Below are 22,994 nucleotides of genomic sequence, written 5' to 3'. Positions count from 1 at the left end.
GGTCTCCCGATGGCACATCCTTCTTCTACGGACACGAGCCCAGAGTCCGTTCTAAGCCGTCGACAGCTTAATCGCGCGCTGCTGGAACGTCAGATGCTCATCCGCCGACAAAATCTTTCCGCTTTGGAAACGATAGAACATCTTGTAGGCATGCAGTCGCAGGCTCCCGCTCCGCCTTACTTCGGCTTATGGACCAGGCTCGAAAACTTTCGGCAAGACGAGCTGGCGGAGCTGATTCGATCCCGTCAGGCGGTGCGGATCGCGCTGATGCGCTCGACGATTCATCTTGTCTCCGCCCGCGATGCTTTAGCGCTTCGCCCGCTCATTCAGCCGGCTATGGACCGAGGGTACAGGTCGAACCATGGCAAACGTCTCGAAGGAGCCGACGAAGCCGAACTAGCAGCGGCAGCTCGCAGACTAGTCGAGGAAAGTCCGATGACTTTTCAGGAAATCGGCGAGCGCTTAGCGGCGGACGAGCGCTGGCAAGGGCGCGACATCGCCGCTTTAGGCGTTGCCGCGCGCACGCTGCTGTCGCTCGTGCAGGTGCCTCCGCGAGGACTGTGGGGCGAAAGCGGCGCGGCCGCTCATACGACGACAGAGGCATGGCTGGGGCTGGATAGCGCCCCGCCAAGCTCGCCGGAATGGATGCTTGAACGCTATTTGGCTGCCTTCGGTCCTGCGACGGTTCAAGATATGCAGGCCTGGTGCGGCCTAACGCGATTGAACGAAGTCGTTCGGAGAATGCGTTCCCGCTTGCGGGTTTTCCGCGACGAGCAGGGGCGCGAGCTGTTTGATATCCCCGACGCTCCGCTCCCCGACGAGAACTTGCCGGTTGCTCCGCGATATGTCGCCGAATTTGACAATGTGCTGCTGTCGCATGCCGATCGGACGCGAATCATCTCCGAGGACGATCGCAAACGCGTCTTCACGATCAACGGAATTATTCGCCCGACGTTTCTGATCGACGGATTCGTCGCCGGAATTTGGAGCATTGTGCGAGAACGCGCGGCTGCGGCACTCGTTATCGAGCCTTTTCGTCCGCTGAGCCGGGAAGATCAAGACAGTCTAATCGCAGAAGGGGAGCATTTGCTGCAATTCGCCGCCCCCGAATGCGAACAAAGAGAAATTCGTTTTATCTAGGGTTAAACCCGCGAATAGCCTTCCGAAAGGGAGCGGTTATGTCGGCCTGATCAGCAGACAAAACCGCTCCTTTTCTCATGACAACCACATCATTTGCAGCTTCTGGAAGGAAACTGCCGAAATTCGTCGAACTCACAAATGCAGAGAACTTTTTACCAGGAATGGAATGAACAGAGAATGGAAGCGCCAATCGTACTCAAACGGCGGATTCGTCCGGAATACGTCATCGTTAGCTTGCTGCTGCTCATCCCGATGGGAGTGGCAATTATCTGCTTTTTGCCGCGTTATGCCACCTTCTCCGCACCTGGCGACATTCCGTCGGTGCAGGAGCTTGGCGTAAACGGAAGCGTTCGTTTCTGTTACGTCCAGGAAGGCGTCGTCCATAATTTGTACGAGCGATGGAGTGTAAATAAGGCATACCCTGAAGCGGAATTCGTATCTGCCGACAGCTCGGCGATGGAAGAAATGGAAGATATGATGGAGATCGGAGAAAGTCTGCGAGACGAGACCCTTCTCCATGCGATCACGACCGCCGAAGCAGCGGCAGAGGTAGCGCTCGACGAGGAAGAGAGATCAAGCCGCCTGGAAGAGCTGATGGAGCTGGCGGGCGAATACTACGGCGATTCCTTGGGACTGATGCTTGCGATCGGCCTGTTTGAGGAGTCTCGCAATGAGGACTTCTCCGACGGCGGACGGTACGTTATCGCCGGAACCGGAACGATGGAGGCGGATCATCTAGTAGGCTCGGTGGGCGCGATTCGGGAAAAGCTTCTTACCGCGGAGAAGTTCGGTGCCGACTATTTCTTCGTTCCCGGCGATAGGGACAGGTTTTATTATGAAGGAATCAGCAACGAGGAAGAAGCCCTGCATTGGGCGGACGAGTTGGAGCTGAGTCTTGAGGTCGTACCCGTGGATACGTTGGAAGAGGCTGTCGATTTTCTGCAAAAATTAAAGGAATAAGGAGAGGCTGCGTACGTATGAAAAAGCTGTATTCCGAGGTTTTATCGAATGTATTCAAGATTTTGCTTACGATTCTCGTCTCGCTATCCGCAATTAATTTGCTTAGCACAGTCGTATATTCCGTGAACGAATCGGCCTATTTCGATTATGCCTACGAACTGGACTCGTTCGTTTCTCTCTTCGGAACGGTCCTATTCTATATCGTGCTGGTCGTCTATCTGGTCTGGATTTACCGCATACATATGGATTTGCAAAGCCTGTTCCCGTTCTACTCCCGTTCTCCGGGCATGGCACTGGCCTGCAATATGATTCCAATCTTCAACATATACGGGATCCCTTCGGTATTTCTCCGCATCGGCCGACAATTCGACGGTACGCCCTCCACTTCCAGGCAGGGCCAGTTCATCATTGGCATGGTAGCGCCGCTTATCCTTCTGTACCTTCTGGACAATTCCGTTAGCCGGTATTTGGCCAGACTCGATACCGAACCAAGCGCCACTCTCCTTATCGTGTCCGGCGTATTGACTACGGCGCTGTATACCTGTTACTTGACGCTCTGTGTCCAAATTTCCAAGGCTCTGGCTCGGTCGGCTCAACAAGCCGCCTCGTCCTCGCCCGATCTCGACGCAGCTTCCGGTATCTCTCCAGAACGCTCCGCCGTTCCGCAGCACGCTTACCGCTTGAAGTGATCGTATCGGGCCGGCTGCCACTCCTTTGCCAGTGCGATCACTTCCGGCTATTCCGCATTGCGGCCAACACCTTTACCCCCGGCTCGCCTCCGCTGGCGAGTCGGTCGTATTCCGCCGACTCTCTCGGAACCAACGCCAGTCTGCCCTGCGAATCAAAGTGCAGCCCCCAGCCATACTTCTTCGGCAGCATCGACGCACGCAAACAAGCCATCGACTTGGAGAAAAACGCGCTGCGCAGTTCCTCCTCCCGAGCCTCCAGTTCCTCCTGCGGAATCTCCTTGTGCAGGACATACGTCTGAAACAACAGCTCTTCTTGCGTATACTTATACGGATTATCCGCGACAAGGTCGTACTCGATGCCCGGCTTTGACCTGCCGCCCTTCTTCTCCGGCGGAATGATCCCGCGCTCCGCGGGGCAATCCGGAGACGCCGTAATGAACGTATTGTAGTAGTTCCAATCCATAGCTTTAATGCCGCCTCCTTCTTTGTTTCCTCCATTATAGCGGACAATCACTGACAGATCCGGTCAGCAATTGTCCTCCTGCAACAGATTAAGCAGCTCCTGCCAGCCGACGATTCTCGGCATATCCATATGGCGGTTGTAGGCATTATCCTTCACATACGTAACGGCCTTCAGCCCGCTTAACGTCTCGAGCACCTTAGGCTTATCGTCAAAATAATAGTCCAGTTCCAGCTCTCGGATAATGTGGACTTTGTCTAAGTCGTCCATTCCGCAGTAAAAGCGTTCTTCCGCGACCGGGAACCCCGCTTTAATCAGCGCCTTCTTCGTGCGCTCGCAATACTCGGCTTTTCTGGCCGTCACGTAATACACCTCGTGCCCGCGCCGTTCAAGCTCCTGCAGCACCTCGACGGCATCGGCGAACGGGGGAGCCGAATAATAGATTTCGTCCCGGTGGGTATTCCACATCTCCCGTCCTTCATCGGCCGTCAATCCGAACGCCTCGTGAATCGGAATACAGGTCAGAGCATGGAACACTTCGATGTCTACCTGCCGGTTTAATTTCGCGTTGTAAGTCCGGAATGCGTGCTCCCGCAAATTAAGCAAAGTGTCGTCGATGTCGAATCCGAACCTCATAGGCACTGTTCTCCTTTATGTTAGTCCGCAATGAGATTATATCATGATCCCCGGTATGGAAAGCATTCAAACCTCCTGACGCGCCAAAAGAGACTGTTCCATTTCCCTTACTCATACTGCCGCAAAAAAAGCTTGCAGCTCCCGCACCAAATATTTTTCGCAATCTTTGCAATATGCCTCCTGCTCGGGATTCTGGCGGGCATCGCCTGCCGGATAATCCGAACGGTTTACTTCCAGAAAACCGTGTAACGCCTCCGGGTATTCCTTTATTTTTACAGGGACTGCCCGATCTATCAGGCGTTTTGCGTAGGCTATTCCCATTGGCTTTAATTCATCCGGCCCGCACAAAACAAATAGGGCCGGACTCAGTCCCGACAGTTCTTCATCCTTCGCGCGCAATGGCGAAATGTATCTATGTTCGTTTCCGCCTTTCGGAAAGAAAAGGCGCGTGATTACGCTCATCAGATCGTCCGGCTTATCCGGATCTGCCGTTATATCCGTACAAGGATAGACTAACATCTGGCAAGCCAATTTGATGCCATCCTCTTTTAACATCATAGCTGCCCCTGCCGCCAGATGAGCGCCTGCACTATGTCCCCCAACGGCCATTTTTTCGGGATCTATGCCATACTGATCCGCATGCGCAATAAAGTACTTTACGGTATCCGCCACCTCTTCCGTAGCATAAGGAAAAGGCTCTTCGTCGGCTTTTGTATAATTCACGTTGACAACGAAAGCCGGAATTTCATTCGCAATCATCTGACAAAAGCTCTCCATGAACACCGCATCGCCGCCAACCCATGCACCGCCATGCATATTAAACAGAACAGGCAATTTACCCGGTACCGTATTCGTTAACGGTCGATACAAAATCGTATGTATCCCCTTCTTTTGCGAGCGGGGGACTACAAACCTTTCCCCGATCGTTTTCTGCATCGCATATTCCCTACGCGCTGCCCGAGCGGTTTCGATACTCCGTGCGAATGCATCTTCGAAAGATGATTGCTGCATCTACGTTCCTCCTTAAGATTCTATCCAAAGCTATCCCTGCATTTTCATTTCTATCATAGCGTAGCGACCCGGGGCAAGTACCCGTCTTCGAACATTGCCAAGCTCGTTCAAATAACATACCGATAATGCGCAATAACGCTCGCGGCAAGCACCGCGAGCGTTATTGCGTTTTTCCGTATCATCGATTACTTACGAGACAGTCCCTTGCATTATACGATGATGTTTGCTGCGCACTTCATTCACAGCTCGTTCAACGCGCGCTGCAAATCTTCCATTAGATCGTCGATATCCTCTAACCCGACGGATATGCGAATCGTTCGTTCAAGTCTCGTTTCCCATTCGGTTCGAGTTGTCTGCTCCGGATGGATGCTTAGACCCGGGGAATAAATCAAGCTCTCGAAGCCGCCCCAGCTCACGCCGATCTGGAATAGCCGCAGACTGTTCATCAAGCGCTTGACCGCTGCCGCGCCTCCGTGCATTTCGAAGCTGAACAGCCCCGTCATATCGCTGAACTGTCGCACGGCCAGTTCATGCTGTTCATGCTGTTCGAGCAGCGGCAAATTGACACGGGCCACCTGAGGATGCTGGTTTAGCATAAGAGCGATCCGGCCGGCCGATTCGGCATGCTGCTTCATTCGAACGCCGAACGTCTTCAGCCCTCGCGTTAGCAGCCAGGATTCAAGCGGGGCCAAGGAAGCGCCAAGCAGCACGGCGTCGTTTTTCGACAGCTCGTCGATCCATGCTTGGGTCGAAATCACAACGCCGGCGGTTACGTCGCTGTGGCCGGACAAGTATTTGGATGCGGAATGAATGACGATATCGATGCCCCACTCGATCGGCCGCAGCGTGGCCGGCGTCGCGCAGGTGTTGTCCATGATTGTCAGCAACCCGTGTTCTTTGGCGATCTCGACGACAGCGGGAATATCGAATACGTCCATAAAAAACGTAGAATAACCCTCGCAGTACAGCAGCTTTGTGTTCGGTTTGATGGCGGCGCGAACTTGATCGAGCTGCCTGAAATCGACAAAGTCGGCCGTTATGCCAAACTTGATCAGAAACGTCTGAAACAGCTGGTACGTTCCGTTATAGATCGGGTAGCCGCATACGACATGATCGCCTTGGCGCAAGCAATGCAGCAGCGTGGAGGAAATCGCCGCCATGCCGGAAGCGAACAGCTTCGCCGCTTCGCCTTTCTCCAAAGCGGCGAGCTTCTTCTCCGCGATTTGCTGCGTGGGATTGGATACTCGCGAGTAATAATAAGTCTCGTCCTGAAACTGCGAGCGTTGGAAAGCTTCATAGGATTCGAACGAAAATAATGTATTAATGAACACGGGCGGAACAACCGCGCCATGGAACGATTCGTCCCCGTAATGGGTAAGCATCGTTTGGCTTCCGGCGTCTTTCGTTTCTTTTCTTGATAGTATGCGCATCTTGTTTTCTCCACCTTCTGCCTCTATCTGATCTACCAATACCCGGCCTTACCCTTTTACGGCCCCGTCGGTCAGCCCCTCTACAACGAACCGCTGAACGATGGCAAACATGACTAAGGAAGGAATAAGCGCCATAACCGCGCCCGCCGTCATCACTCCCCAATTGATATCATAGCTTTGCACGAACATGGACAGACCGACGGGAATCGTTTTGAACTCGTCGCTGCTGATAAACATGATCGCGCAGAGGAGCTCGTTCCAGGCCCCGATAAAAGCAAATACGAACGTGGCTACGATGCCGGGAAGCATAATCGGCAAGACGATCCGGAAGAGCGCCCCTAGCTTGCTGCAGCCGTCGATCAACGCCGCTTCCTCCAGGTCGACCGGAATCCGGTCGAAGAAGCTGCGCATCAGAATCAGGCAGAAGGGAATATTCCCCACGATGTAAATAATGATCAAACCGCTCAGACTGTTCATGAGACCGACTTTGCTGAACAAAATCGCCGTCGGAATCATCACCAGAACGCCGGGAATCATTTGCGTAAGCAGCAATCCGTATACTGCGGCTGTTTTCGCCTTGAACTTGTAGCGCGCCAGCGCATAGCCGCCCAGAATCGCAAAGCAAGTCGTGAACAAGCCGGTTCCGATCGAGACGAGTACGCTATTCTTCAGGAAAACGTCGAAATTCGAGGCCGACCATAGCACCCTGTAATTGTCCAGCGTGAAATGCTTGGGCCAATATTGAATGTCCGTCGTCAAAATGTCCATGCGCGGTTTGACCGATGTAATAAACAGCCAGTAAAAAGGCAGCAGCACCATGAGCAAGTAAAAAACCAGAATGACAATACGGAGAATCGGCAGAGCGGCGCGTTGGTTTCTTGTCATCAGAAATTACCCGCCTTCTCGAATTTGGTTACCTTCATGAACAAGTAACAGAACAGGATCAGGAGCGCCATGAAAAACAATCCGATTGCCGATGCTTGTCCGTAATCCAAGGTGGCATAAGCCTTCATGAACATATAGGAAGATAGAATATTGGAGGAATTCGCCGGTCCGCCAGCCGTCATAATATAGATAAGATCAGCCGAAGCAAATACCCATATCGTTCTGAGCAATAAAGTCAGGATGATCGTTTGCTTAATATAGCTGAACGTAATATGCCAAAATTTGGACCATATCCCCGCTCCGTCGATATCGGCGGCTTCGTACAAATCCTCCGGTATGGACTGCATGGCCGCCAGAAGCATAATGGCAAAGAAAGGGATGCCGTACCAGGTCATCGTTAAAATAACGGTGAACAAGGCAAGCTGGGGATCGGACAGAAAGTAAATCTTGTCGTCGATAATCCCCCATTTAAGCAGCAGGTCGTTGACCGGACCGTATTCCGCGTTTAATAGCCAACGAAAGGTTAGTCCGACGACGAACGAGGATACCGCCCATGGAAGGAACACGATCGCTTGATACAGGTTTCGTCCCGGAAACGGTTTCCGCAGCGCCAATGCCAGAATGAATCCAAGCACGAATTGGCCCCCGACGGTAACTACGACCCAAATGAAGGAATTGCGTAAAATCATGCCGAAATTGGCATCCGAAAACACGGCTTTGAAATTATCCAATCCATTAAAGCCAATATCGTTCGGCGCAGTCAGTTTATAGCTTTGAAACGCGTACAGGAAAGAGCTGAGCAAGGGATACAGAAGGAAGATCATCAGCAATAGAAAGCTCGGCGCTAACATGAGGTAAGGCTCTTTCGAGTTCAAACGTTTCATTAAGAGAAATCCTCCTTACCGTTCTTGAATAAGAGCAACAGGGAAAATCGCTTTTCCCTGCTCCTCTCCGATTGAAAGCTCTTATTTCATGTCCGGCTTGATGACGCGAGGCAGCGGCACTTCCGGATGTTCCTTCATATACTTCTGCTGCGCGTTCGTCAGGAAATCGCCCAATTTCTTCAACGTTTCCTCAGCTGACTGATTGTTCAGCAGGTACTTCTGCACCTCGGCATCCATAATGCTTTCGCGGAATTCGCCAAGCTCCGGGAAATTGCCCAGGTCGGCCACCAGATAGCTGTCCGGATCGTCCAGCGTATCGATAAAGCCCTGCATTGGCCCTTCCTTCGTCGTCGCGTCCTCAGCCCCGCTCTTGAAGATCGGAATCATCGTCAGCGTATTGGAATATTTCAGGTTGTTTTCCGGCGTAGACAGAAACTCGATAAACTTCCAGGCGGCTTCCTTGTGTTTGGAATCGGCCGAGACGCTGTAACCCCAAGTTGCGGAAGCGCCGATGTAACGTTTGCCGTCATCGCCTTTCGGATAAGGAATAACGGTCCAGCTCTCGTCCGGCATGGAAGCTTTGGCTGTGGCGATAACTTCCGTCGTTTGGTTCAAGATGCCGCTGACGCCGGAAGTAAAGCCCTGCACCATCTCTTGATATCCCCAGTTGATCGAATCCTTCGGCGCATAGCCTTTTTTGTACATATCCGTAAATCGAACGAACGCTTCAAGCGCCTCCGGGCGGTGCAATACGGAAGTGCCGTCCTTCTCGTACGTTTCTCCGCCTGTAACCGCCGTAATGTAAGCGAAGATTTGGTCAAAGCCGGCGCGTGCGCCGCGATAAGCCCAGCCGTAACGGTTTTTGGACGAATCCGTCAGCTTCTCTGCAGAAGCGAACAGCTCATCCCATGTCGTCGGAAGCGGCAGATTGGCTTCCTCGAACCAGTCTTTGCGGACGAACAGAGCGGCCGACATCAGGGCGTCAGGCATATAATAGATGTCGTTGTAGACTTTGCGCTGCTGCTCTTCCATCGTGATTCCGCTTACAAACGAAGTAAGCTTATCTTTGTTCGACCACCCGTCGTAATTGGAGGTGATCGGCTCCAAGTAGCCTGCGGGAACAAAGGTGTTCAACCAAGCCGGGTACATATTGACGACGTCCGGCATCGTTTTGCTAGCCCCCTGCATCGCCAGCTTATTGAAGGCCTGATCCCAAGGAACCGTCTCCAATTTCACCTTAATGTTCGGGTTCGCTTGTTCGAATGCCGCTATGACTTCGTTAAAATACTTCGTACGCTCCGGCGAAGGCGAAACGTCGACGAAGCTGATCTCCTCTTTCTTGCCTTCCGGACTACCGCTGGCGTTCTCCTTGTTCGTTCCTTCGGAATTGGACGAGGAGCATGCGCTGCTCACAAGCATTAGTCCGGCCAATAATCCGATTGCCCATTTTTTCGACATACATTTATTCCCCCTTATGAGTTATGGCGAAGCAGCTTGCGGATTGTTTGACTCACCTCCACCAAAAGTTAACTGAAGCGCATAACCCTCTTCCATTTTGGATAGTTGTCTGACCAATTATGTCAGAAGAGGGGCTACCCTCCAATTCTTTTCAGATCCTCTCGCATAATTTCAAAGTGTTTGCTGATCAGCTTAGTCGCTTTCTTGACATCGCCAAGCTTCATCGCTTCGTAGATCAGCCGGTGCAGCGGTTCCGTTTCCCTGCCGAACACGTTCATATCCAGCCCTTCGATAACGCGATCCGCCCACAACGAATCGATTTCCTTGATGGATTTGAATAAGTTGAGCATGAGTCGGTTATCGGAGCCTTCGTACAACGCAAGGTGGAACAGATAGTCTTCTTTGCGCGGGATCTCACCTTTATTCCGTCTGCGGTCGTACTCGTCGACGATTTCCCCAAGCTTGTCCAGGTACAGCGATTGACCGCTGCCGACGATTTGCTCGATCGCGTGCTTCTCCATCAGCTCCCGCAAGTCGATGACTTCGAGCAACGCTTTCTTCTCCATAGAAAACTTAAGCGTGAAGTTCTCCATCTCCGTCAAAATCGTTTTCTCCGCGCGCAAGTACATCCCGCTGCCAGGTTTGATTTCAATGACGCCGAAGCTTTCGAGCTTCTTCATCGCTTCGCGGAAAGACGGGCGACTGATTTGGAACTGCTCGCAAAAGAAACGCTCCGTAGGCAGTCGGTCCCCTACGGCGTATCCCTTCTGCTCTATAAATTTAAGTACTTCATCCGTTATTGATTCGTGCAGCTTTTGTCTCTTTAACGACTTCAGCATACTCATCTCTCCAAACGATAACTAGTAAGTTGTCTGACCAATTAATCGAATTGTACAATCTACTGAAACCGCTGTCAATACTAAAAAAAGAAAAAAATTAATCGCTTGAAAGTTTCGAAATCAGCCGTTATGATGAGAACCATTGCCTCACAACCCATGCAGTGACAGTCCACATAACGAGGGAAGGCGTGATGAATTTGGGCACTAAATATCTGGATGGCAGACCGGAAGCTCGGCTGACGATCCCTGCCGAAGATCAAGGAATCGTATTGCGGAGAGGCGGCTTGGAGCTGGATGGTTACGGCATCCGCGAGCCTCTGGTCTTCGAGTGCGACGACACTTATTTTATGCATTACGATGCGTCCGACGACAAAACCGGCTGGAGAAATTATCTCGCGACGAGCAAAGATCTCATCCACTGGGAGAAAAAGGGCGTTATTCTCGAATTGGGCAAGGAAGGGGAAGACGATTCCAGCTGTGCGGTATACGGCGTTACCTACTTCGAGGACGGCGTATGGCATATGTTCTACATCGGCTCCGACTACCGTCGCGAGCACCCTTACGATATTCCCGATTTCCCCTATGTCACGATGAAAGCGAAGTCCAATTCTCCATACGGACCTTGGGTTAAACAGAATATCGTTCCGTTCCGGATGAAGGAGAATACGTACTACAGCACCACCGCAAGCTCGGGAGCGATTGTCAAAGACGGGGACGAATATTTGCAATTTTTCAGCGCTTCCGTGTTGGACGAAAACAACATCACGAAGCGTACGTTAGGCATTGCCCGCACGAAGGATTTGGACAATGAGTGGACGGTAGACCCCGAGCCCCTATTCCCTCTCGAGGAGCAGATCGAGAACAGCTCGGTGTTTTACGAGGAAGAGACCGGGACCTGGTTCTTGTTTACCAACCATGTCGGTCTGAACGAAATCAAAGAATACACCGATGCGATCTGGGTATATTGGACGAAGGATATTCAGAAATGGAATGTCGACGATAAAGCGCTCGTGCTCGACGGCAGCATGTGCACCTGGTCGAAATCCGTCATCGGCGCGCCCTGCGTATTCCGCAAAGGGGACAAACTGGCCGTTTACTACGATGGCGTCGAGGGCGACAGCTTCCACCATTTTCACCGCGATATCGGCGTAGCCTGGCTGAATTTGCCGATCGCTATTCCGCACGAGGGCTAATTTTTCTACAGTAGGGGCAGTTCCGTATACCAACCAAGTTACGGTGAAAGATAATCGATATAAGGTGCAAGGAGGATGTACCTCCTTCCCATGCTATACGCTCCTGAAATCTGAATTGGGAAATTCGTGTTAAGGTGATTTCAGGAGCGTATGCGCAGTCTACAGGCTAATCATGACCCACAACGTTTCCAACTGATTGGAAATTGAATCTTTATGACGGCTCTATTTGCACACATGAGTTTAACGCGGTAGAAGGTAGTCGAAAAATCGTACAAAGCAACTCAATTCCGACTCAAACGACGAACGTTTATTCGAAATTTCGTACAAAGTAACTCAGTTCAGGCTCAAACGACGAACGTTTGTAAGAAAAACCGTATAAATAGCCCCATATCAGAGGTATCCCAGACAAACGGGGACGACTCTTATACCTCGCCCCAGTAAATTTCGGTTTCGTAATCGAAATTGACCGTACCGCTCTCCTGATTGCGATCGAACAGCTCGCGAAGCTCGCGCATCATCGGCTCATAGCCGGAATGGCCGGGCTGAGGAGCATAAGAGGAAGATAACAATCGTCCCGCCACTCCATCGAAGTCGAACACCTGACGGTTGCGGAATCGCGCTTCTTTAAGCCCTCCCGGCTTGAAAAAGTCGACCAACATGTCGCGGGAAATGTTGCGATGGTTGACCTGCCCGTAGTCGGTGCCGAGATTTTGCAGCAGCCGCTCGTACTCTTCGAGAAAAGGCGTTCCCCCTGTAAGCCGGGTGTTCCACACGAGAATCGCTTTACCGCCCGGCCGCAGCACCCTGCCGAACTCGCGCTTGGCCGCCGCCCGATCAAACCAATGAAATGCCTGCGCAGCAACGATAAAATCGTATGAAGCGTCCGCAAGGCCCGTCTCCTCCGCCGCCCCTGGAACGGCCTTGAAGCGCGGATTGTCCTGCGATGCCGCCAATGCCGCCTTCCTCATTGCCTCGTTCGGCTCTGCCGCCGTTAAGCGACTGCCTCTGTCGAGCAGCAATCTAGAGAAGATGCCTGTTCCTGCGCCAACATCCAGCACCTCCGACTCTGCCGTTAATCCAACCGTGTCGTACAAGTAGTCGATCGCTTCCGCCGGATAGCTCGGCCGGTACTTCGTATAGGTATCGACTCGGTTAGAAAACCTCTCTTTGCTATTCATCTCCGCGTTTCCCCCATTCCAGAAATTCGATCCGATTACCGAACGGATCGTTAATGTACGTCCGCCGAACGTTCTCCGCATCCCTAGCATCGTCGGGAATAACCGGCACGCCTCTTTCTTCCAAGTGCGCGATCAACTCGTCCAGCCCGGCTACCTCGAACGCCGGATGAGCCTTAGCAGCCGGGACGAAATCCTTCTGCACGCCGATGTGCACTTGATGAACGCCGCATTGAAACCAAACGCCGCCCCGTGCGCGCAAGCTGTCAGGCTTGGCAATCTCCGGCCAGCCGAGCACGCCGCCAAAGAATGCCCGAGCCTCTGGATCGCAGCCCTCATACGCGGCCAGCTGCACATGATCCACTCCTCGAAAAACAAACGTCATGCCGCTCGCTCTTTCGCTAAGTTTCACACAACGAAACACAGTTTCATTTTATATGAAAATTATATCTCATGAACTGCTGGAAATCCAGACCTACTTCCGCTTATTCCCGTAAGACCTCATCTGAACGCCTTAAGTCTGAACTCTTGCTCTACCTCTGCGTCCTGCGCATTAGCCTGCTCTTGTCCAATAAAACGAGCGAAGCGGCCGCATTTTTGATAAAATGAGAACGCGAATGAGAGAGCGAGGGTTGGAACGTGGATTACATTATTCTCGACATTGAATTTAACGGGCGAAAGTTCGCCAGCGACCTGCCGATGGAGGTAATCGAGATCGGAGCGGTGCGGCTGGACGAGTCGCTGAAGATCGTGAACGAATTTTCGTCGCTGATCAAGCCGGTATACTTCCCCAAGCTGAACAACTTTATCAAGAAAAAAACGGGCATCCCGCAAGATGAGCTCGATATCGCGCCGGGATTTCCCCCTGTCATCGCGGAATTCGAGAAGTGGCTCGGCAGTCCGGACTCGTTCCTGCTGTTTACCTGGGGCGGAGAGGATATCAAGCGCATCGTATTCGATACGCGGATGCACAAGCTGAACGAAGCCTACTGGACGGGTTTGCATTACTTTGATCTGCTGAAAGGCTATTTGCGCTACAAAAAGGTCACAAACGATGTCAGCGTCGAAGCGGCGCTGCTCGATCTGGGAATCGCTCCCGAAGGCGCTGCCCACCGCGCCCTCGACGACGCTCGGATGACGGCCGATGTATTCCGCAAAATTGCCGCCGACCTGGACTTGAGCTTGAAGCAGCAGTATAAGGACCAGTTCTCCAATTCTAAAGAGCGGCGACTGATTAAAAATGCGGTGCGGACAATGATCTCCCAGAAGAAGCCGCAAACCTGGGAAGCTTTCGTCGAGAGCTATCTAGCCGAAAAAATCCCGCTGACCAATCCCAGAAAAGCGGCCGAGCTGCGCGATTATTTCCATTCCGAGCTGGAGAAAAAGCAATGAACAAAGCAAAAGCGCCTTCGGCGTCTCTGGACGCCGAAGCAGCTTTGCGGAGGCAATACGGACAATAAGAGCGCAAAACTTGTAAAAACCGCCACCGAAAACAGTCAATCATCGGCTCCAACACAACCCCACTCAGCTTCAAGCTCCGGTTTTAGGGAGCGATCTGCTCAATCTGCGGATCTGTTCTGTTCAGCCTAAATCCGCGCAATGTGCTCAACTCGATTCGCTCAGACGACAGGTTAGATTAAAGCGGAAAAACCGCTTTAAAATACGCGTCGGCCCCTTCCCAAGCCGAACAAAGCGGGTTTTCCGCTTTAATTCCGAAAATTCGCCCGTTTTTCAAAAATAACGCGAGATTTCCGCTTTAAATCGGCGTTTTTCTCCTCATCTACGATTTTAGCGCGGATTTTCCGCTCAAAATACTCCGCTCGTTCAACTCCTTAACAAAGGCACCCGGCTCATCCACGGCTAAATACAAACACGTTACTCGCTTGGGCAGGAACAACAAGCCATCCGCAGTCACCTCACGGTTCAGCTCGATACGCACGTTGGGCGTGCCTAATACCGGACCGGCGGCATGCTTCATCTCCTGCGGTTCCGGATTAAACTCGCGAGCTTCCGTTGCTCCGGCGATGGAGTGGAGCGGTATGTCCGCTTGAATGCGAAGTCCGTAGCGCACGCGTAATCGATCTTCTCGCAGGACCAGCGGCTGTAAGACGGAAGCGCGGCAATCCGCCCAGATCAGCGCTAGCAGCCACAGATCGGCTATCGTCAGCACCCAGGCTGCCGCATGCGACCATTGCGCTACCAGCAGGTGAACGAACACTCCCTCAAACACGATGATTTTGCTTAAAATTGCCGCATATAGCACTTGATTCGTATTTTTGTGATAGGTAAAGCTTAATTCGGTACCGTTGACCGCCTTCTCTCTGCCTTTCCTCCAAGAGAATAGAAGGTAGTAGACCATGCTAAGGTCATGATGGACAATTGCGGCCAGCTTGCCCCCCACGGTTCCGGTTCTCAGCGCAATGCGCCAAGCCTCCATCGTATCCGTCTCTTCGCGCCTGGCGACCCGATAGCCCCGGATCAGACGGTAAACGACTCTCAACTCATAAGCGACAAAAGCAAGCTCCGCGGCGACAATGACGATCTCGACCGGCCATGCCGCATTCCACACGATGCTCCTGTGTTCCGAAGGCACGATCAGCCAAACTCCGGCCGCTCCCAGCAGCGGTAGCGCCATAACGCCCGCAATCGACCTCCCTTGGCGTCTCAGCACGATAAACCAGTACAGGAACGGAATCGCCAACATAAAGTCGAACATTGCAGCATAGATAAGGACGGGTTCATCATCAACCAGCGCAAGCATGCGCAACGTCGTCAAGTTGGCCGCTACAATCAGGGCAGCCAGCGCCAGAAACAAATAGACGGGACGCCGAATTCCGGTGACGGCCGTCATCGGCGGCCCCTCCAAACCGCTTCTACAAGCCCGGATTCCTTCAAGGAAAATCCTCCCCTTTGAAATAGATATATACTAATTATACTCGATCCGAAGCCTCGGCAGCGTTGCATATTCGCCAGCGACAGCGCGAAAGCCGCCGGAAGATTTCCCGACGGCCCCGTCCATCCAACAGCACATTATTCCGGCTGAAGCGGCGGACGCCACCCCCGCTGCAGTTCCCCGATCGAGTAGCCGAAGTCCATCTGCAGATGCGGATAATCGGGGAACGACTTCCAATCCCCTCCCCACGAGAACCCGAGTTTCTTGGCGATCGACACGACCTCCATCCAATCCGATTTCCCATTGCCATTGCCGTCGTACTTCAAGTCCCAGATCACATCTCCTCCGGGAATCCGAAGCGCAAAATCGATAGCCAGCCCATAGTTATGATAGGAGCCTCCGCCTTTCACCTGCGTAACAATCGCGCCCTTGTCGCCGCGGCCTTGTCGATAGAGAGCGTTCTGCTCCTCCGTGCTGCGAAAATCGTCGGTAATCACGACGTCGATGCCAAGAGCTTTGCTCTGCGCGACAAGCCGGTCCCGCTTTTCGGCCACCACCGGGTGCAGGCCCGTCACAGGAGCCACCTCGCGAATCCACTCGACCGGCAGCAGCCTCTCTATCATTTTGAACTCTAGCAGCACATAGATACCTACGGCGGCCGCAAGCGCGAGCAGCAGCGTTCGCCCCTTTCTGCTCCGCCCCGCCCCGGCTCTCGATCGGACCCGAACGGTTGCAGCCTCCCGGTTCATTGTATTCATATCGTTTTATGCTCCCATTTTATTTTTTTTCATAGTTTCCCTTACTAGAGTAACCAAACGCGGACGTATTATCCTAAAATTTTTATTAAACTTGCAATTTCTGCGCGAAAAAGATAGAGAGCGATTCGGCGGGTGGCGGTTGCGGAGTTTCCGTTTGCGCGAAAATTCGTTAAAATAGACGTTATGGCAATCGAGCATAGAAGGGAAAACAACGTACAATGATTATCAAACCAAGAACTCGCGGCTTTATATGCACGACCGCGCATCCGCAAGGCTGCGCCGCTCAGGTTCGGCAGCAAATCGACTATGTTCGGAAACAACCGGCGATTCAAGGCCCACGCAACGCGCTAGTGATCGGCGCATCGGCAGGCTACGGCCTTGCCGCGCGTATCGTTGCCGCCTTCGGGGCGCGCGCGAATACGATCGGCGTCTATCGGCCGGGCGAACGCTCCGGAGGAAGAACCGCTTCCGCTGGCTGGTACAACTCAGCAGCCTTCGAGACCGCAGCGCAGGAAGCCGGGTTGAAATCGTTCAGCTTGACGGGAGATGCGTTCACGGACGAGACGAAAGCCAGAGCGGTCGAATTGATCCGCAAGGAGCTGGGGCAGGTCGATCTGGTGATCTATAGCGTCGCCACTGCGCGCCGGACGAATCCGCGCACGGGCGAGACGTCCACGTCGGTGCTTAAGCCGATCGGACAGTCCTATACGAACAAAACGGTCAACTTCCACGACGGCGAAGTCAGCATGGTTACGCTTGAACCCGCTTCGGAAGAGGAAATTCAAGGTACGGTCGACGTTATGGGCGGAGACGATTGGCAAATGTGGATCGACGCTCTACGGGAGGGCGGCGTATTGGCTCCGAATGCGACGACGATCTCGTATTCCTATATCGGACCGGAGCTGACGCAAGCGATCTATCGTCAAGGTTCGATCGGTCAGGCGAAGGACCATCTCGAAGCGACCGCTAAGCAGCTTCACGAACAGCTGGCGTCTGGCGGCGGACGCGCTTACGTCACGGTCGGCAAAGCGCTCGTCACACAATCCAGCTCGGCCATTCCTGTCGTGCCGCTGTATATCTCCGCTCTGTACAAGGTCATGAAAGAGAAAGGCATTCATGAAGGGTGCATCGAGCAAATGTACCGTTTGTTCGCAGATCGCCTGTATTCTCCAAACGCGAATGAAGTCCCCGTGGACGAAGAAGGCCGCATTCGCATCGACGATTGGGAAATGCGCGAAGACGTTCAACGGGAAGTGGCCGAAATTTGGGACCGGATCGAGACGAGCAACATATACGAGCTGACTGATCTTGAAGGATACCGTCGCGAATTTTTCCAGCTGTTCGGTTTCGAGACCGACGACATCGACTACGAAGCCGACGTCGATCCGAACGTCGAAGTCCCGAATGTAAGTGCTTAATGAAGCAGCGCGTCGGCTCCCTTTTTGCCGGGAGCCGACGCTTTTTTCGTGCATCCGCCCCTCATTGTGAGAAATGTCACAGATAAAAATTGGAAATTGCTGTACTAGATAGGTATGACCTTTTCCTAATAAATGAGGGATGCGCGAATGTGCTTTGAAATTATCGATCAGCAGGATCGAATTGCCGTCATTCTATCCGGAACATTCGGCGTTAAAGAAGCAGCTTCGATTCGCCAGCAGCTTTTCCCGCTTATTCATAACGGAGCCGTCGACGTCGTGTTTCATCTGGGCGCCGTAACGGATATCGACAGCGCGGCTATGGGGCTGCTGCTGGCCGTCAAGAGGATCGCGCTCGACCGCCAGACGAACGCCGCTTTTCTCGATGTCCCGGCCGCGCTGCGCGAACGTCTGCAATTGTCAGGAATCCTGCAAGGATCGGCCTAAGCGGGGCAACCTGCAGAGAGGGGCACTACCATGAATCGACACGTAAACTCCCTTAACCCATACGCTAACTCCGAACACTTGGCGCTTTCCTATGCCAGAATTTTTCGCGATTCGCAAGAAGCTATTATGGTTACCGACCGCGATTCCAAAATCGTAAACGTTAATCCCGCTTTTGTCGCGATCACCGGCTACAGCGAAGAGGAGGTCGTCGGACGTACGCCGAGCTTGCTGAAATCGGGCATGCAGGACGCCTTGTTCTACGTGGACATGTGGGCCTCTATTCATCGCGACGGGCGGTGGCAAGGAGAGATCTGGAACCGCAGGAAAAATGGCGAGATCTATCCCGAATGGCTCTCCATCAGCTCGGTCAAGGACGATCAGGGAGAGCTTATCCATTACGTCGCGATGTTCTCGGACATTACGACCCGCAAAAACACTTTGTCTAAACTTCGCCTGCACGCACAGGTGTTCAGCAATGCCAATGAAGGCATTATGATCACCGATAATCGGCTTCGTATTCTATCGGTAAATCGAGCCTTCACCGCCGTCACCGGATACTCGGAAGCGGAAGCGATCGGACAATCGCCCCGCATGCTGCAATCGGGAAAACAGGACCCTCTGTTTTATGTGCACATGTGGGAAAGAATCCATGCCACCGGCTATTGGCAGGGCGAAATCTGGAATCGGAGAAAAAACGGCGACGTCTATCCCGAATGGCTCTCGATTTCGACGCTGCGGGACGAAACGGGACGAATCACGAATTATATCGGCATGTTCATCGACATCACGGAAAGAAAACAGTCCGAAGAATCTTTGCGGTATTTGGCGCACTTCGACAAGCTGACCGACCTTCCCAACCGAACGCTGCTGCATAAGCTCGTCAAGAAAGCGAACGCCGGTACGGATGCGGATGCGCCGCTGCAAAAGATGGCCGTCTTCTTTATCGACCTTGATCGTTTCAAAACGATTAACGATTCTTTGGGCCACAGCATCGGGGACAAGCTGCTTCAACTGGTTGCGCAGCGGTTCAACATGTCCGTGGACAAGGAAGACATCATTGCACGTTTCGGCGGGGACGAGTTCATTCTCGTGCAGCGGAACCCTCGTTCGGCCGAAGATGCTCTCGCTTACGCCAATCGACTGATCGCCAATTTGAAGCGGCCGTTCTCCGTTGACGGGCACGAGCTTTACTTAAATGCCAGCATCGGAATCAGCCTTTCCCCCGAGCATGGAGACAGCTTCGAAACGCTCGTCAAACATGCCGATCTGGCCATGTACGAGGCGAAAGTCCAGAAGATCGACTGCCAACTCTTTAACTCGGGCATTAGAGACACGTTCCAACGCAAAATGACGCTCGAGAACGAGCTCCGCCGGGCTATCGATAAAGATCAGCTGCATATCCATTACCAGCCGCAGGTCAACGCGTCCACCGGCCAGACGGAAGGGCTGGAAGCTCTGCTGCGATGGTCTCATCCGACGCTCGGCCAGGTGTCGCCCGGGGAGTTCATCCCCATTGCAGAGGAAACCGGCAGCATCATGGACATCGGCAAATGGGTGTTCGCAACCGTCTGCGCCCAACTCAGTCAGTGGAAGGCCGCGGGACTGAAGGTTCCCGTTGTGGCCGTCAATCTGTCTGCGCGGCAATTCATGGCCCCGGATCTCGTCCCGACTATCCGCAGCATCGTCTGCCATGCGCCGTGCTCGCCCGAGCAGCTTGTCCTCGAAATTACCGAAAGCAGCAGCATGCACGATATTGAGTCGGTACTGCCAATTTTACGCGAATTTAAATCGATCGGCTTCCGCATTGCCATCGACGATTTCGGCAAAGGCTACTCGGCACTTGGATATATGAAGCAATTTCCGATCGACATCCTGAAGATCGATAAGAGCTTCATCCGAGAGCTGACAACCGATACCAAAAGCGCCGTCCTCACGAAAGCGATCATCGATATGGCTCACGGAATGGAGCTTCGCGTAATCGCGGAAGGCGTGGAAACTCCCGAGCAGCTGGCGACGCTGCGCACGATGAATTGCGACATTGTGCAAGGGTTTCTGGTCGATCCGGCCCTGTCTCCGAATGTGCTGGAGTCTCGCTACCTGATCGGAAGCTAAGCGCCGTGCTGAGCGTGCCGATCATGATGATCTATACGGCCAACCGGCTAACCGGCTTAAACTGCGGCGCACTTCGGAAATTCTTAACGGTCAACAAACAGGTCGCCCAGACTCTCTATAGAGATCCGGGCGACCTATTTGACAGAAACACAACAATCAGCAAGCCGAACAGAGCGGCACAGTGAATCTATACTACGAATAGTTGTCGCGAAGCCATTGCAGCGCGTTCTGCATCTTAACGATGTATGCCGGGTCGTTGCCTGTGCACATCAGCTTGACTTGCCCGCTCTCCCGACCCGACATGACGCCGTAACGGCTAAGCAGCGAAGCCAATCTTCGGATCGTCCCGGCGTTGCCGTCGACGATTTCGATGTGCGGAGGCAGCACCTCGCGAAGAATGTTGCGATAATATGGATAATGAGTACAACCCAGAACGACGATTCCGTAGCGGTCAAGGTCGTATTCCGCCAGCTTCGTGCGGAAGTAGTCCTCCAGAATCCGCTTGTCGAATTGCAAGTCCTCACAGTAAAGGACAAGTTCCGGAAGAGGCAGCGAATCGACGATTCCTTCATCGTCTACTCGGGAGACGAGCGCGTAATACTTAGGCATGCTCAGCGTAAGCGGGGTCGCGAATACGAGAACCCGCTTGCCGGTCGCCCGGTTCATCTCCACCGCCGGCTTCACGGCCGGCTCCATGCCGACGATGGGAATATCGTACCGCTCCCGCAGCTCGGTCACCGCAATGCTTGTCGCCGTGTTGCACGCGACGACGAGCGCCTCGATCCCTTCCCCCATCATCGCCTCTACCGCGTCCAGCACGTAGCCTCTGACTTCCTCCTGAGTCTTCGGACCGTACGGCACGTGCAGCGTATCCGCCATATAGACGTAATCCTGCGCGGGAAGCCGTCTCATAGACTCCTCCAGCACCGTCAGTCCGCCGATTCCCGAATCGAAAAATCCGATAGTCATATGTCATCTCTTATCCTGGTTAGTATAGTTAAAAGAAGTCCCCGGTCGTCCATTCGATAGGACGAATCTTCTTTAAGGATAGCCAGTTTCCGAGCAAAAAACAATCCGGAAGTCGGCCCAAAAGCCAATCTATGATACACTGTTAAAAAAGGACTCGGCAAAGGGGCAGGCACACATGAAATTGGTATCTTGGAACGTTAACGGATTGCGGGCTTGCGTGAACAAAGGCTTCCTCGATTACTTCCGGGAAGTCGACGCCGATATCGTCTGTCTGCAGGAAACCAAGCTCTCGGAAGGCCAACTGACTCTCGCCATCGGGGAAGAGTACGAGCAGTATTGGAATTACGCGGAGAAGAAGGGCTACTCCGGCACCGCCGTCCTGACAAGGATTAAGCCGCTATCCGTACGTTACGGCATCGAAGAAGATTCCGAGCCGGAAGGTCGGATCATTACGCTCGAGTTCGAGGATTTCTTCCTCGTGACCGTCTATACGCCGAACGCCAAGCGGGACTTGTCCCGGCTGGATTACAGGATGGAATGGGAGGATCGGTTCCTCGCTCACTTGTCCGAGCTGGACAAGCGGAAGCCGGTGATCGCCTGCGGAGATTTGAACGTCGCCCATCAGGAGATCGACATCAAGAACGCCAAGTCGAACCGGGGCAACTCCGGCTTCACCGACGAAGAGCGCGAGAAGATGACTCGGTTGCTCGGCGCCGGATTCATCGACACGTTCCGGCACCTGCACCCGGACCGGTCGGACGTCTATTCCTGGTGGTCGAACATGCCGGGCGTCAGAGATCGCAACGTCGGCTGGAGAATCGACTACTTTATCGCCTCCGCCCGACTGTCTCCCGCGATCAAAGATGCCGCTATACACTGCGATATTTTGGGCAGCGACCACTGCCCGGTCGCATTGGATATTTTCTAGAGAGGAGACAGGTTTGACATGGCCGTTCAGTTTCAGAATGATTGGGGAGAGCTGCTGACCCCCGAGATGGAGTTGCCTTATTATCAGGAATTGAGAAACCGTCTGGCAGCGGAGTACAAGGAGAAGGTCGTTTACCCGAATCCTTATGAGATTTTCCAAGCGCTGCACTGGACGCCTTACTCGGAAGTAAAAGTCGTCATTCTCGGACAGGACCCGTACCACGGGCCGGGACAGGCTCACGGGCTCAGCTTCTCGGTTCAACAAGGAGTCAGGCAGCCTCCGTCGCTGCAAAACATATTCAAAGAGTTAAAAGCCGATCTCGGCTGCGAAATTCCGAACCACGGCAATCTGGAGCATTGGGCCAAGCAAGGCGTACTGCTGCTCAATGCCGTTCTGACCGTGCGGCAGGGCGAAGCGAACTCGCATAAGAGCCTGGGCTGGGAGCGGTTCACCGATCGCATCGTTGCGAGTCTGAACGAGCGGGAGAAGCCGATGGCGTTTATTCTGTGGGGCCGTCATGCACAGCAGAAAGCCTCCTTCATCGATGGAAAGCGCCATTGTATCATTCGTTCCGCGCATCCTAGCCCGCTGTCCGCTCACGCCGGTTTCTTCGGCAGCCGGCCGTTCTCACAGAGCAACGCCTTCCTCCGTGAAGCCGGTCAGGGAGAGATCGACTGGCAAATCCCTTCGATATAATTGATTATTTTTTCAA

The 22,994-nt window shown here is 53.3% G+C and carries 23 protein-coding genes; 10 read left to right on the top strand and 13 right to left on the bottom strand.

The genetic code is table 11. From position 1 onward, the window contains the following. Window positions 1-9 precede the first annotated feature (9 nt). The 3 genes from J4772_RS02625 (at window position 10) to J4772_RS02615 (ending at window position 2,789) form a co-directional block, all read left to right on the top strand. Window positions 10-1,140: a winged helix DNA-binding domain-containing protein gene (locus tag J4772_RS02625; RefSeq protein ID WP_209074050.1), complete on the top strand. Its 1,131-nt coding sequence runs from the start codon at window positions 10-12 to the stop codon at window positions 1,138-1,140. A 138-nt stretch (window positions 1,141-1,278) separates the two neighbouring features. Continuing rightward, window positions 1,279-2,100 (top strand): hypothetical protein, encoded by an 822-nt coding sequence (locus J4772_RS02620; RefSeq protein WP_209074049.1) that lies wholly within the window; start codon window positions 1,279-1,281, stop codon window positions 2,098-2,100. Between the two features lie 17 nt (window positions 2,101-2,117). Beyond that, window positions 2,118-2,789 (top strand): hypothetical protein, encoded by a 672-nt coding sequence (locus J4772_RS02615; protein WP_209074048.1) that lies wholly within the window; start codon window positions 2,118-2,120, stop codon window positions 2,787-2,789. A 37-nt stretch (window positions 2,790-2,826) separates the two neighbouring features. Here J4772_RS02615 and J4772_RS02610 read toward each other — a convergent pair whose 3' ends face one another. The 8 genes from J4772_RS02610 to J4772_RS02575 form a co-directional block, all read right to left on the bottom strand. Next, window positions 2,827-3,252, bottom strand: coding sequence for a DUF6157 family protein (locus J4772_RS02610; protein ID WP_116064033.1), 426 nt, complete (start codon window positions 3,250-3,252; stop codon window positions 2,827-2,829). A 63-nt stretch (window positions 3,253-3,315) separates the two neighbouring features. Further along, window positions 3,316-3,885 (bottom strand): 5' nucleotidase, NT5C type, encoded by a 570-nt coding sequence (locus J4772_RS02605; protein ID WP_116064001.1) that lies wholly within the window; start codon window positions 3,883-3,885, stop codon window positions 3,316-3,318. A 111-nt stretch (window positions 3,886-3,996) separates the two neighbouring features. Next, a complete protein-coding gene (locus tag J4772_RS02600; RefSeq protein ID WP_209074047.1) occupies window positions 3,997-4,896 on the bottom strand; it encodes an alpha/beta hydrolase fold domain-containing protein in 900 nt (299 codons plus the stop codon). Window positions 4,897-5,135: 239 nt separating this feature from the next. Then, window positions 5,136-6,326, bottom strand: a complete 1,191-nt coding sequence (locus J4772_RS02595; protein ID WP_116064003.1) for a trans-sulfuration enzyme family protein — start codon at window positions 6,324-6,326, stop codon at window positions 5,136-5,138. 48 nt (window positions 6,327-6,374) lie between these two features. Next, window positions 6,375-7,211, bottom strand: coding sequence for a carbohydrate ABC transporter permease (locus tag J4772_RS02590; protein ID WP_209074046.1), 837 nt, complete (start codon window positions 7,209-7,211; stop codon window positions 6,375-6,377). Next, window positions 7,211-8,095, bottom strand: a complete 885-nt coding sequence (locus J4772_RS02585) for a carbohydrate ABC transporter permease (RefSeq protein WP_116064005.1) — start codon at window positions 8,093-8,095, stop codon at window positions 7,211-7,213. The genes J4772_RS02590 and J4772_RS02585 overlap by 1 nt, the downstream gene beginning before the upstream one ends. 81 nt (window positions 8,096-8,176) lie before the next feature. Continuing rightward, window positions 8,177-9,553 (bottom strand): ABC transporter substrate-binding protein, encoded by a 1,377-nt coding sequence (locus J4772_RS02580; protein WP_209074045.1) that lies wholly within the window; start codon window positions 9,551-9,553, stop codon window positions 8,177-8,179. Between the two features lie 134 nt (window positions 9,554-9,687). Beyond that, a complete protein-coding gene (locus J4772_RS02575) occupies window positions 9,688-10,392 on the bottom strand; it encodes a FadR/GntR family transcriptional regulator (protein WP_181917993.1) in 705 nt (234 codons plus the stop codon). A gap of 191 nt (window positions 10,393-10,583) precedes the next feature. On the opposite strand from J4772_RS02575, the gene J4772_RS02570 reads away from it, so the two are divergent. Beyond that, window positions 10,584-11,585 (top strand): glycoside hydrolase family protein, encoded by a 1,002-nt coding sequence (locus tag J4772_RS02570; RefSeq protein ID WP_209074044.1) that lies wholly within the window; start codon window positions 10,584-10,586, stop codon window positions 11,583-11,585. A 422-nt stretch (window positions 11,586-12,007) separates the two neighbouring features. On the opposite strand, the gene J4772_RS02565 is transcribed toward J4772_RS02570, so the two are convergent. Further along, window positions 12,008-12,763: a class I SAM-dependent methyltransferase gene (locus tag J4772_RS02565; RefSeq protein ID WP_209074043.1), complete on the bottom strand. Its 756-nt coding sequence runs from the start codon at window positions 12,761-12,763 to the stop codon at window positions 12,008-12,010. Further along, window positions 12,756-13,145 carry a VOC family protein gene (locus J4772_RS02560; RefSeq protein ID WP_209074042.1) on the bottom strand — a complete coding sequence of 130 codons (390 nt, stop codon included), beginning with the start codon at window positions 13,143-13,145 and terminating at the stop codon, window positions 12,756-12,758. The genes J4772_RS02565 and J4772_RS02560 overlap by 8 nt, the downstream gene beginning before the upstream one ends. 254 nt (window positions 13,146-13,399) lie before the next feature. Between J4772_RS02560 and J4772_RS02555 the strand changes: the two genes are divergently transcribed. After that, window positions 13,400-14,152, top strand: a complete 753-nt coding sequence (locus tag J4772_RS02555; protein WP_209074041.1) for a 3'-5' exonuclease — start codon at window positions 13,400-13,402, stop codon at window positions 14,150-14,152. Between the two features lie 388 nt (window positions 14,153-14,540). Here the strand turns inward: J4772_RS02555 and J4772_RS02550 are convergent, their stop codons facing one another. Beyond that, window positions 14,541-15,611, bottom strand: coding sequence for a hypothetical protein (locus J4772_RS02550; RefSeq protein WP_209074040.1), 1,071 nt, complete (start codon window positions 15,609-15,611; stop codon window positions 14,541-14,543). Between the two features lie 179 nt (window positions 15,612-15,790). After that, complete coding sequence (locus J4772_RS02545; RefSeq protein WP_209076884.1) at window positions 15,791-16,402, bottom strand: M15 family metallopeptidase; 612 nt, start codon at window positions 16,400-16,402, stop codon at window positions 15,791-15,793. Between the two features lie 227 nt (window positions 16,403-16,629). On the opposite strand from J4772_RS02545, the gene fabV reads away from it, so the two are divergent. The 3 genes from fabV (at window position 16,630) to J4772_RS02530 (ending at window position 20,385) form a co-directional block, all read left to right on the top strand. Then, the gene (gene fabV, locus J4772_RS02540) at window positions 16,630-17,829 is read left to right on the top strand and encodes an enoyl-ACP reductase FabV (RefSeq protein WP_209074039.1); all 1,200 of its coding nucleotides are present in this window, start codon (window positions 16,630-16,632) and stop codon (window positions 17,827-17,829) included. Between the two features lie 147 nt (window positions 17,830-17,976). After that, window positions 17,977-18,273 carry an STAS domain-containing protein gene (locus J4772_RS02535; protein ID WP_209074038.1) on the top strand — a complete coding sequence of 99 codons (297 nt, stop codon included), beginning with the start codon at window positions 17,977-17,979 and terminating at the stop codon, window positions 18,271-18,273. Between the two features lie 30 nt (window positions 18,274-18,303). Beyond that, window positions 18,304-20,385: a sensor domain-containing protein gene (locus tag J4772_RS02530; protein ID WP_209074037.1), complete on the top strand. Its 2,082-nt coding sequence runs from the start codon at window positions 18,304-18,306 to the stop codon at window positions 20,383-20,385. A gap of 192 nt (window positions 20,386-20,577) precedes the next feature. Here J4772_RS02530 and murI read toward each other — a convergent pair whose 3' ends face one another. Then, the gene (gene murI, locus J4772_RS02525; RefSeq protein ID WP_116064016.1) at window positions 20,578-21,354 is read right to left on the bottom strand and encodes a glutamate racemase; all 777 of its coding nucleotides are present in this window, start codon (window positions 21,352-21,354) and stop codon (window positions 20,578-20,580) included. A 175-nt stretch (window positions 21,355-21,529) separates the two neighbouring features. Here murI and J4772_RS02520 point away from each other — a divergent pair, with 175 nt between their 5' ends. Next, window positions 21,530-22,282, top strand: a complete 753-nt coding sequence (locus J4772_RS02520; protein WP_116064017.1) for an exodeoxyribonuclease III — start codon at window positions 21,530-21,532, stop codon at window positions 22,280-22,282. An 18-nt stretch (window positions 22,283-22,300) separates the two neighbouring features. Then, complete coding sequence (locus tag J4772_RS02515) at window positions 22,301-22,978, top strand: uracil-DNA glycosylase (protein ID WP_209074036.1); 678 nt, start codon at window positions 22,301-22,303, stop codon at window positions 22,976-22,978. The last annotated feature ends 16 nt before the right edge of the window (window positions 22,979-22,994 follow it).

The sequence above is a fragment of the Cohnella sp. LGH genome, from assembly GCF_017671885.1.
Taxonomy (GTDB): Bacteria; Bacillota; Bacilli; order Paenibacillales; family Paenibacillaceae; genus Cohnella; species Cohnella phaseoli.
This window is presented reverse-complemented; position numbering and strand designations above follow the sequence as displayed.

Coding starts and splice junctions, on each gene's coding strand:
- J4772_RS02625 (WP_209074050.1), top strand. CDS start 10: ATGGCACATCCTTCTTCTACGGACACGAGCCCAGAGTCCGTTCTAAGC.
- J4772_RS02620 (WP_209074049.1), top strand. CDS start 1,279: ATGCAGAGAACTTTTTACCAGGAATGGAATGAACAGAGAATGGAAGCG.
- J4772_RS02615 (WP_209074048.1), top strand. CDS start 2,118: ATGAAAAAGCTGTATTCCGAGGTTTTATCGAATGTATTCAAGATTTTG.
- J4772_RS02610 (WP_116064033.1), bottom strand. CDS start 3,252: ATGGATTGGAACTACTACAATACGTTCATTACGGCGTCTCCGGATTGC.
- J4772_RS02605 (WP_116064001.1), bottom strand. CDS start 3,885: ATGAGGTTCGGATTCGACATCGACGACACTTTGCTTAATTTGCGGGAG.
- J4772_RS02600 (WP_209074047.1), bottom strand. CDS start 4,896: ATGCAGCAATCATCTTTCGAAGATGCATTCGCACGGAGTATCGAAACC.
- J4772_RS02595 (WP_116064003.1), bottom strand. CDS start 6,326: ATGCGCATACTATCAAGAAAAGAAACGAAAGACGCCGGAAGCCAAACG.
- J4772_RS02590 (WP_209074046.1), bottom strand. CDS start 7,211: ATGACAAGAAACCAACGCGCCGCTCTGCCGATTCTCCGTATTGTCATT.
- J4772_RS02585 (WP_116064005.1), bottom strand. CDS start 8,095: ATGAAACGTTTGAACTCGAAAGAGCCTTACCTCATGTTAGCGCCGAGC.
- J4772_RS02580 (WP_209074045.1), bottom strand. CDS start 9,553: ATGTCGAAAAAATGGGCAATCGGATTATTGGCCGGACTAATGCTTGTG.
- J4772_RS02575 (WP_181917993.1), bottom strand. CDS start 10,392: ATGCTGAAGTCGTTAAAGAGACAAAAGCTGCACGAATCAATAACGGAT.
- J4772_RS02570 (WP_209074044.1), top strand. CDS start 10,584: ATGAATTTGGGCACTAAATATCTGGATGGCAGACCGGAAGCTCGGCTG.
- J4772_RS02565 (WP_209074043.1), bottom strand. CDS start 12,763: ATGAATAGCAAAGAGAGGTTTTCTAACCGAGTCGATACCTATACGAAG.
- J4772_RS02560 (WP_209074042.1), bottom strand. CDS start 13,145: ATGACGTTTGTTTTTCGAGGAGTGGATCATGTGCAGCTGGCCGCGTAT.
- J4772_RS02550 (WP_209074040.1), bottom strand. CDS start 15,611: ATGACGGCCGTCACCGGAATTCGGCGTCCCGTCTATTTGTTTCTGGCG.
- J4772_RS02545 (WP_209076884.1), bottom strand. CDS start 16,402: ATGAACCGGGAGGCTGCAACCGTTCGGGTCCGATCGAGAGCCGGGGCG.
- fabV (WP_209074039.1), top strand. CDS start 16,630: ATGATTATCAAACCAAGAACTCGCGGCTTTATATGCACGACCGCGCAT.
- J4772_RS02535 (WP_209074038.1), top strand. CDS start 17,977: ATGTGCTTTGAAATTATCGATCAGCAGGATCGAATTGCCGTCATTCTA.
- J4772_RS02530 (WP_209074037.1), top strand. CDS start 18,304: ATGAATCGACACGTAAACTCCCTTAACCCATACGCTAACTCCGAACAC.
- murI (WP_116064016.1), bottom strand. CDS start 21,354: ATGACTATCGGATTTTTCGATTCGGGAATCGGCGGACTGACGGTGCTG.
- J4772_RS02520 (WP_116064017.1), top strand. CDS start 21,530: ATGAAATTGGTATCTTGGAACGTTAACGGATTGCGGGCTTGCGTGAAC.
- J4772_RS02515 (WP_209074036.1), top strand. CDS start 22,301: ATGGCCGTTCAGTTTCAGAATGATTGGGGAGAGCTGCTGACCCCCGAG.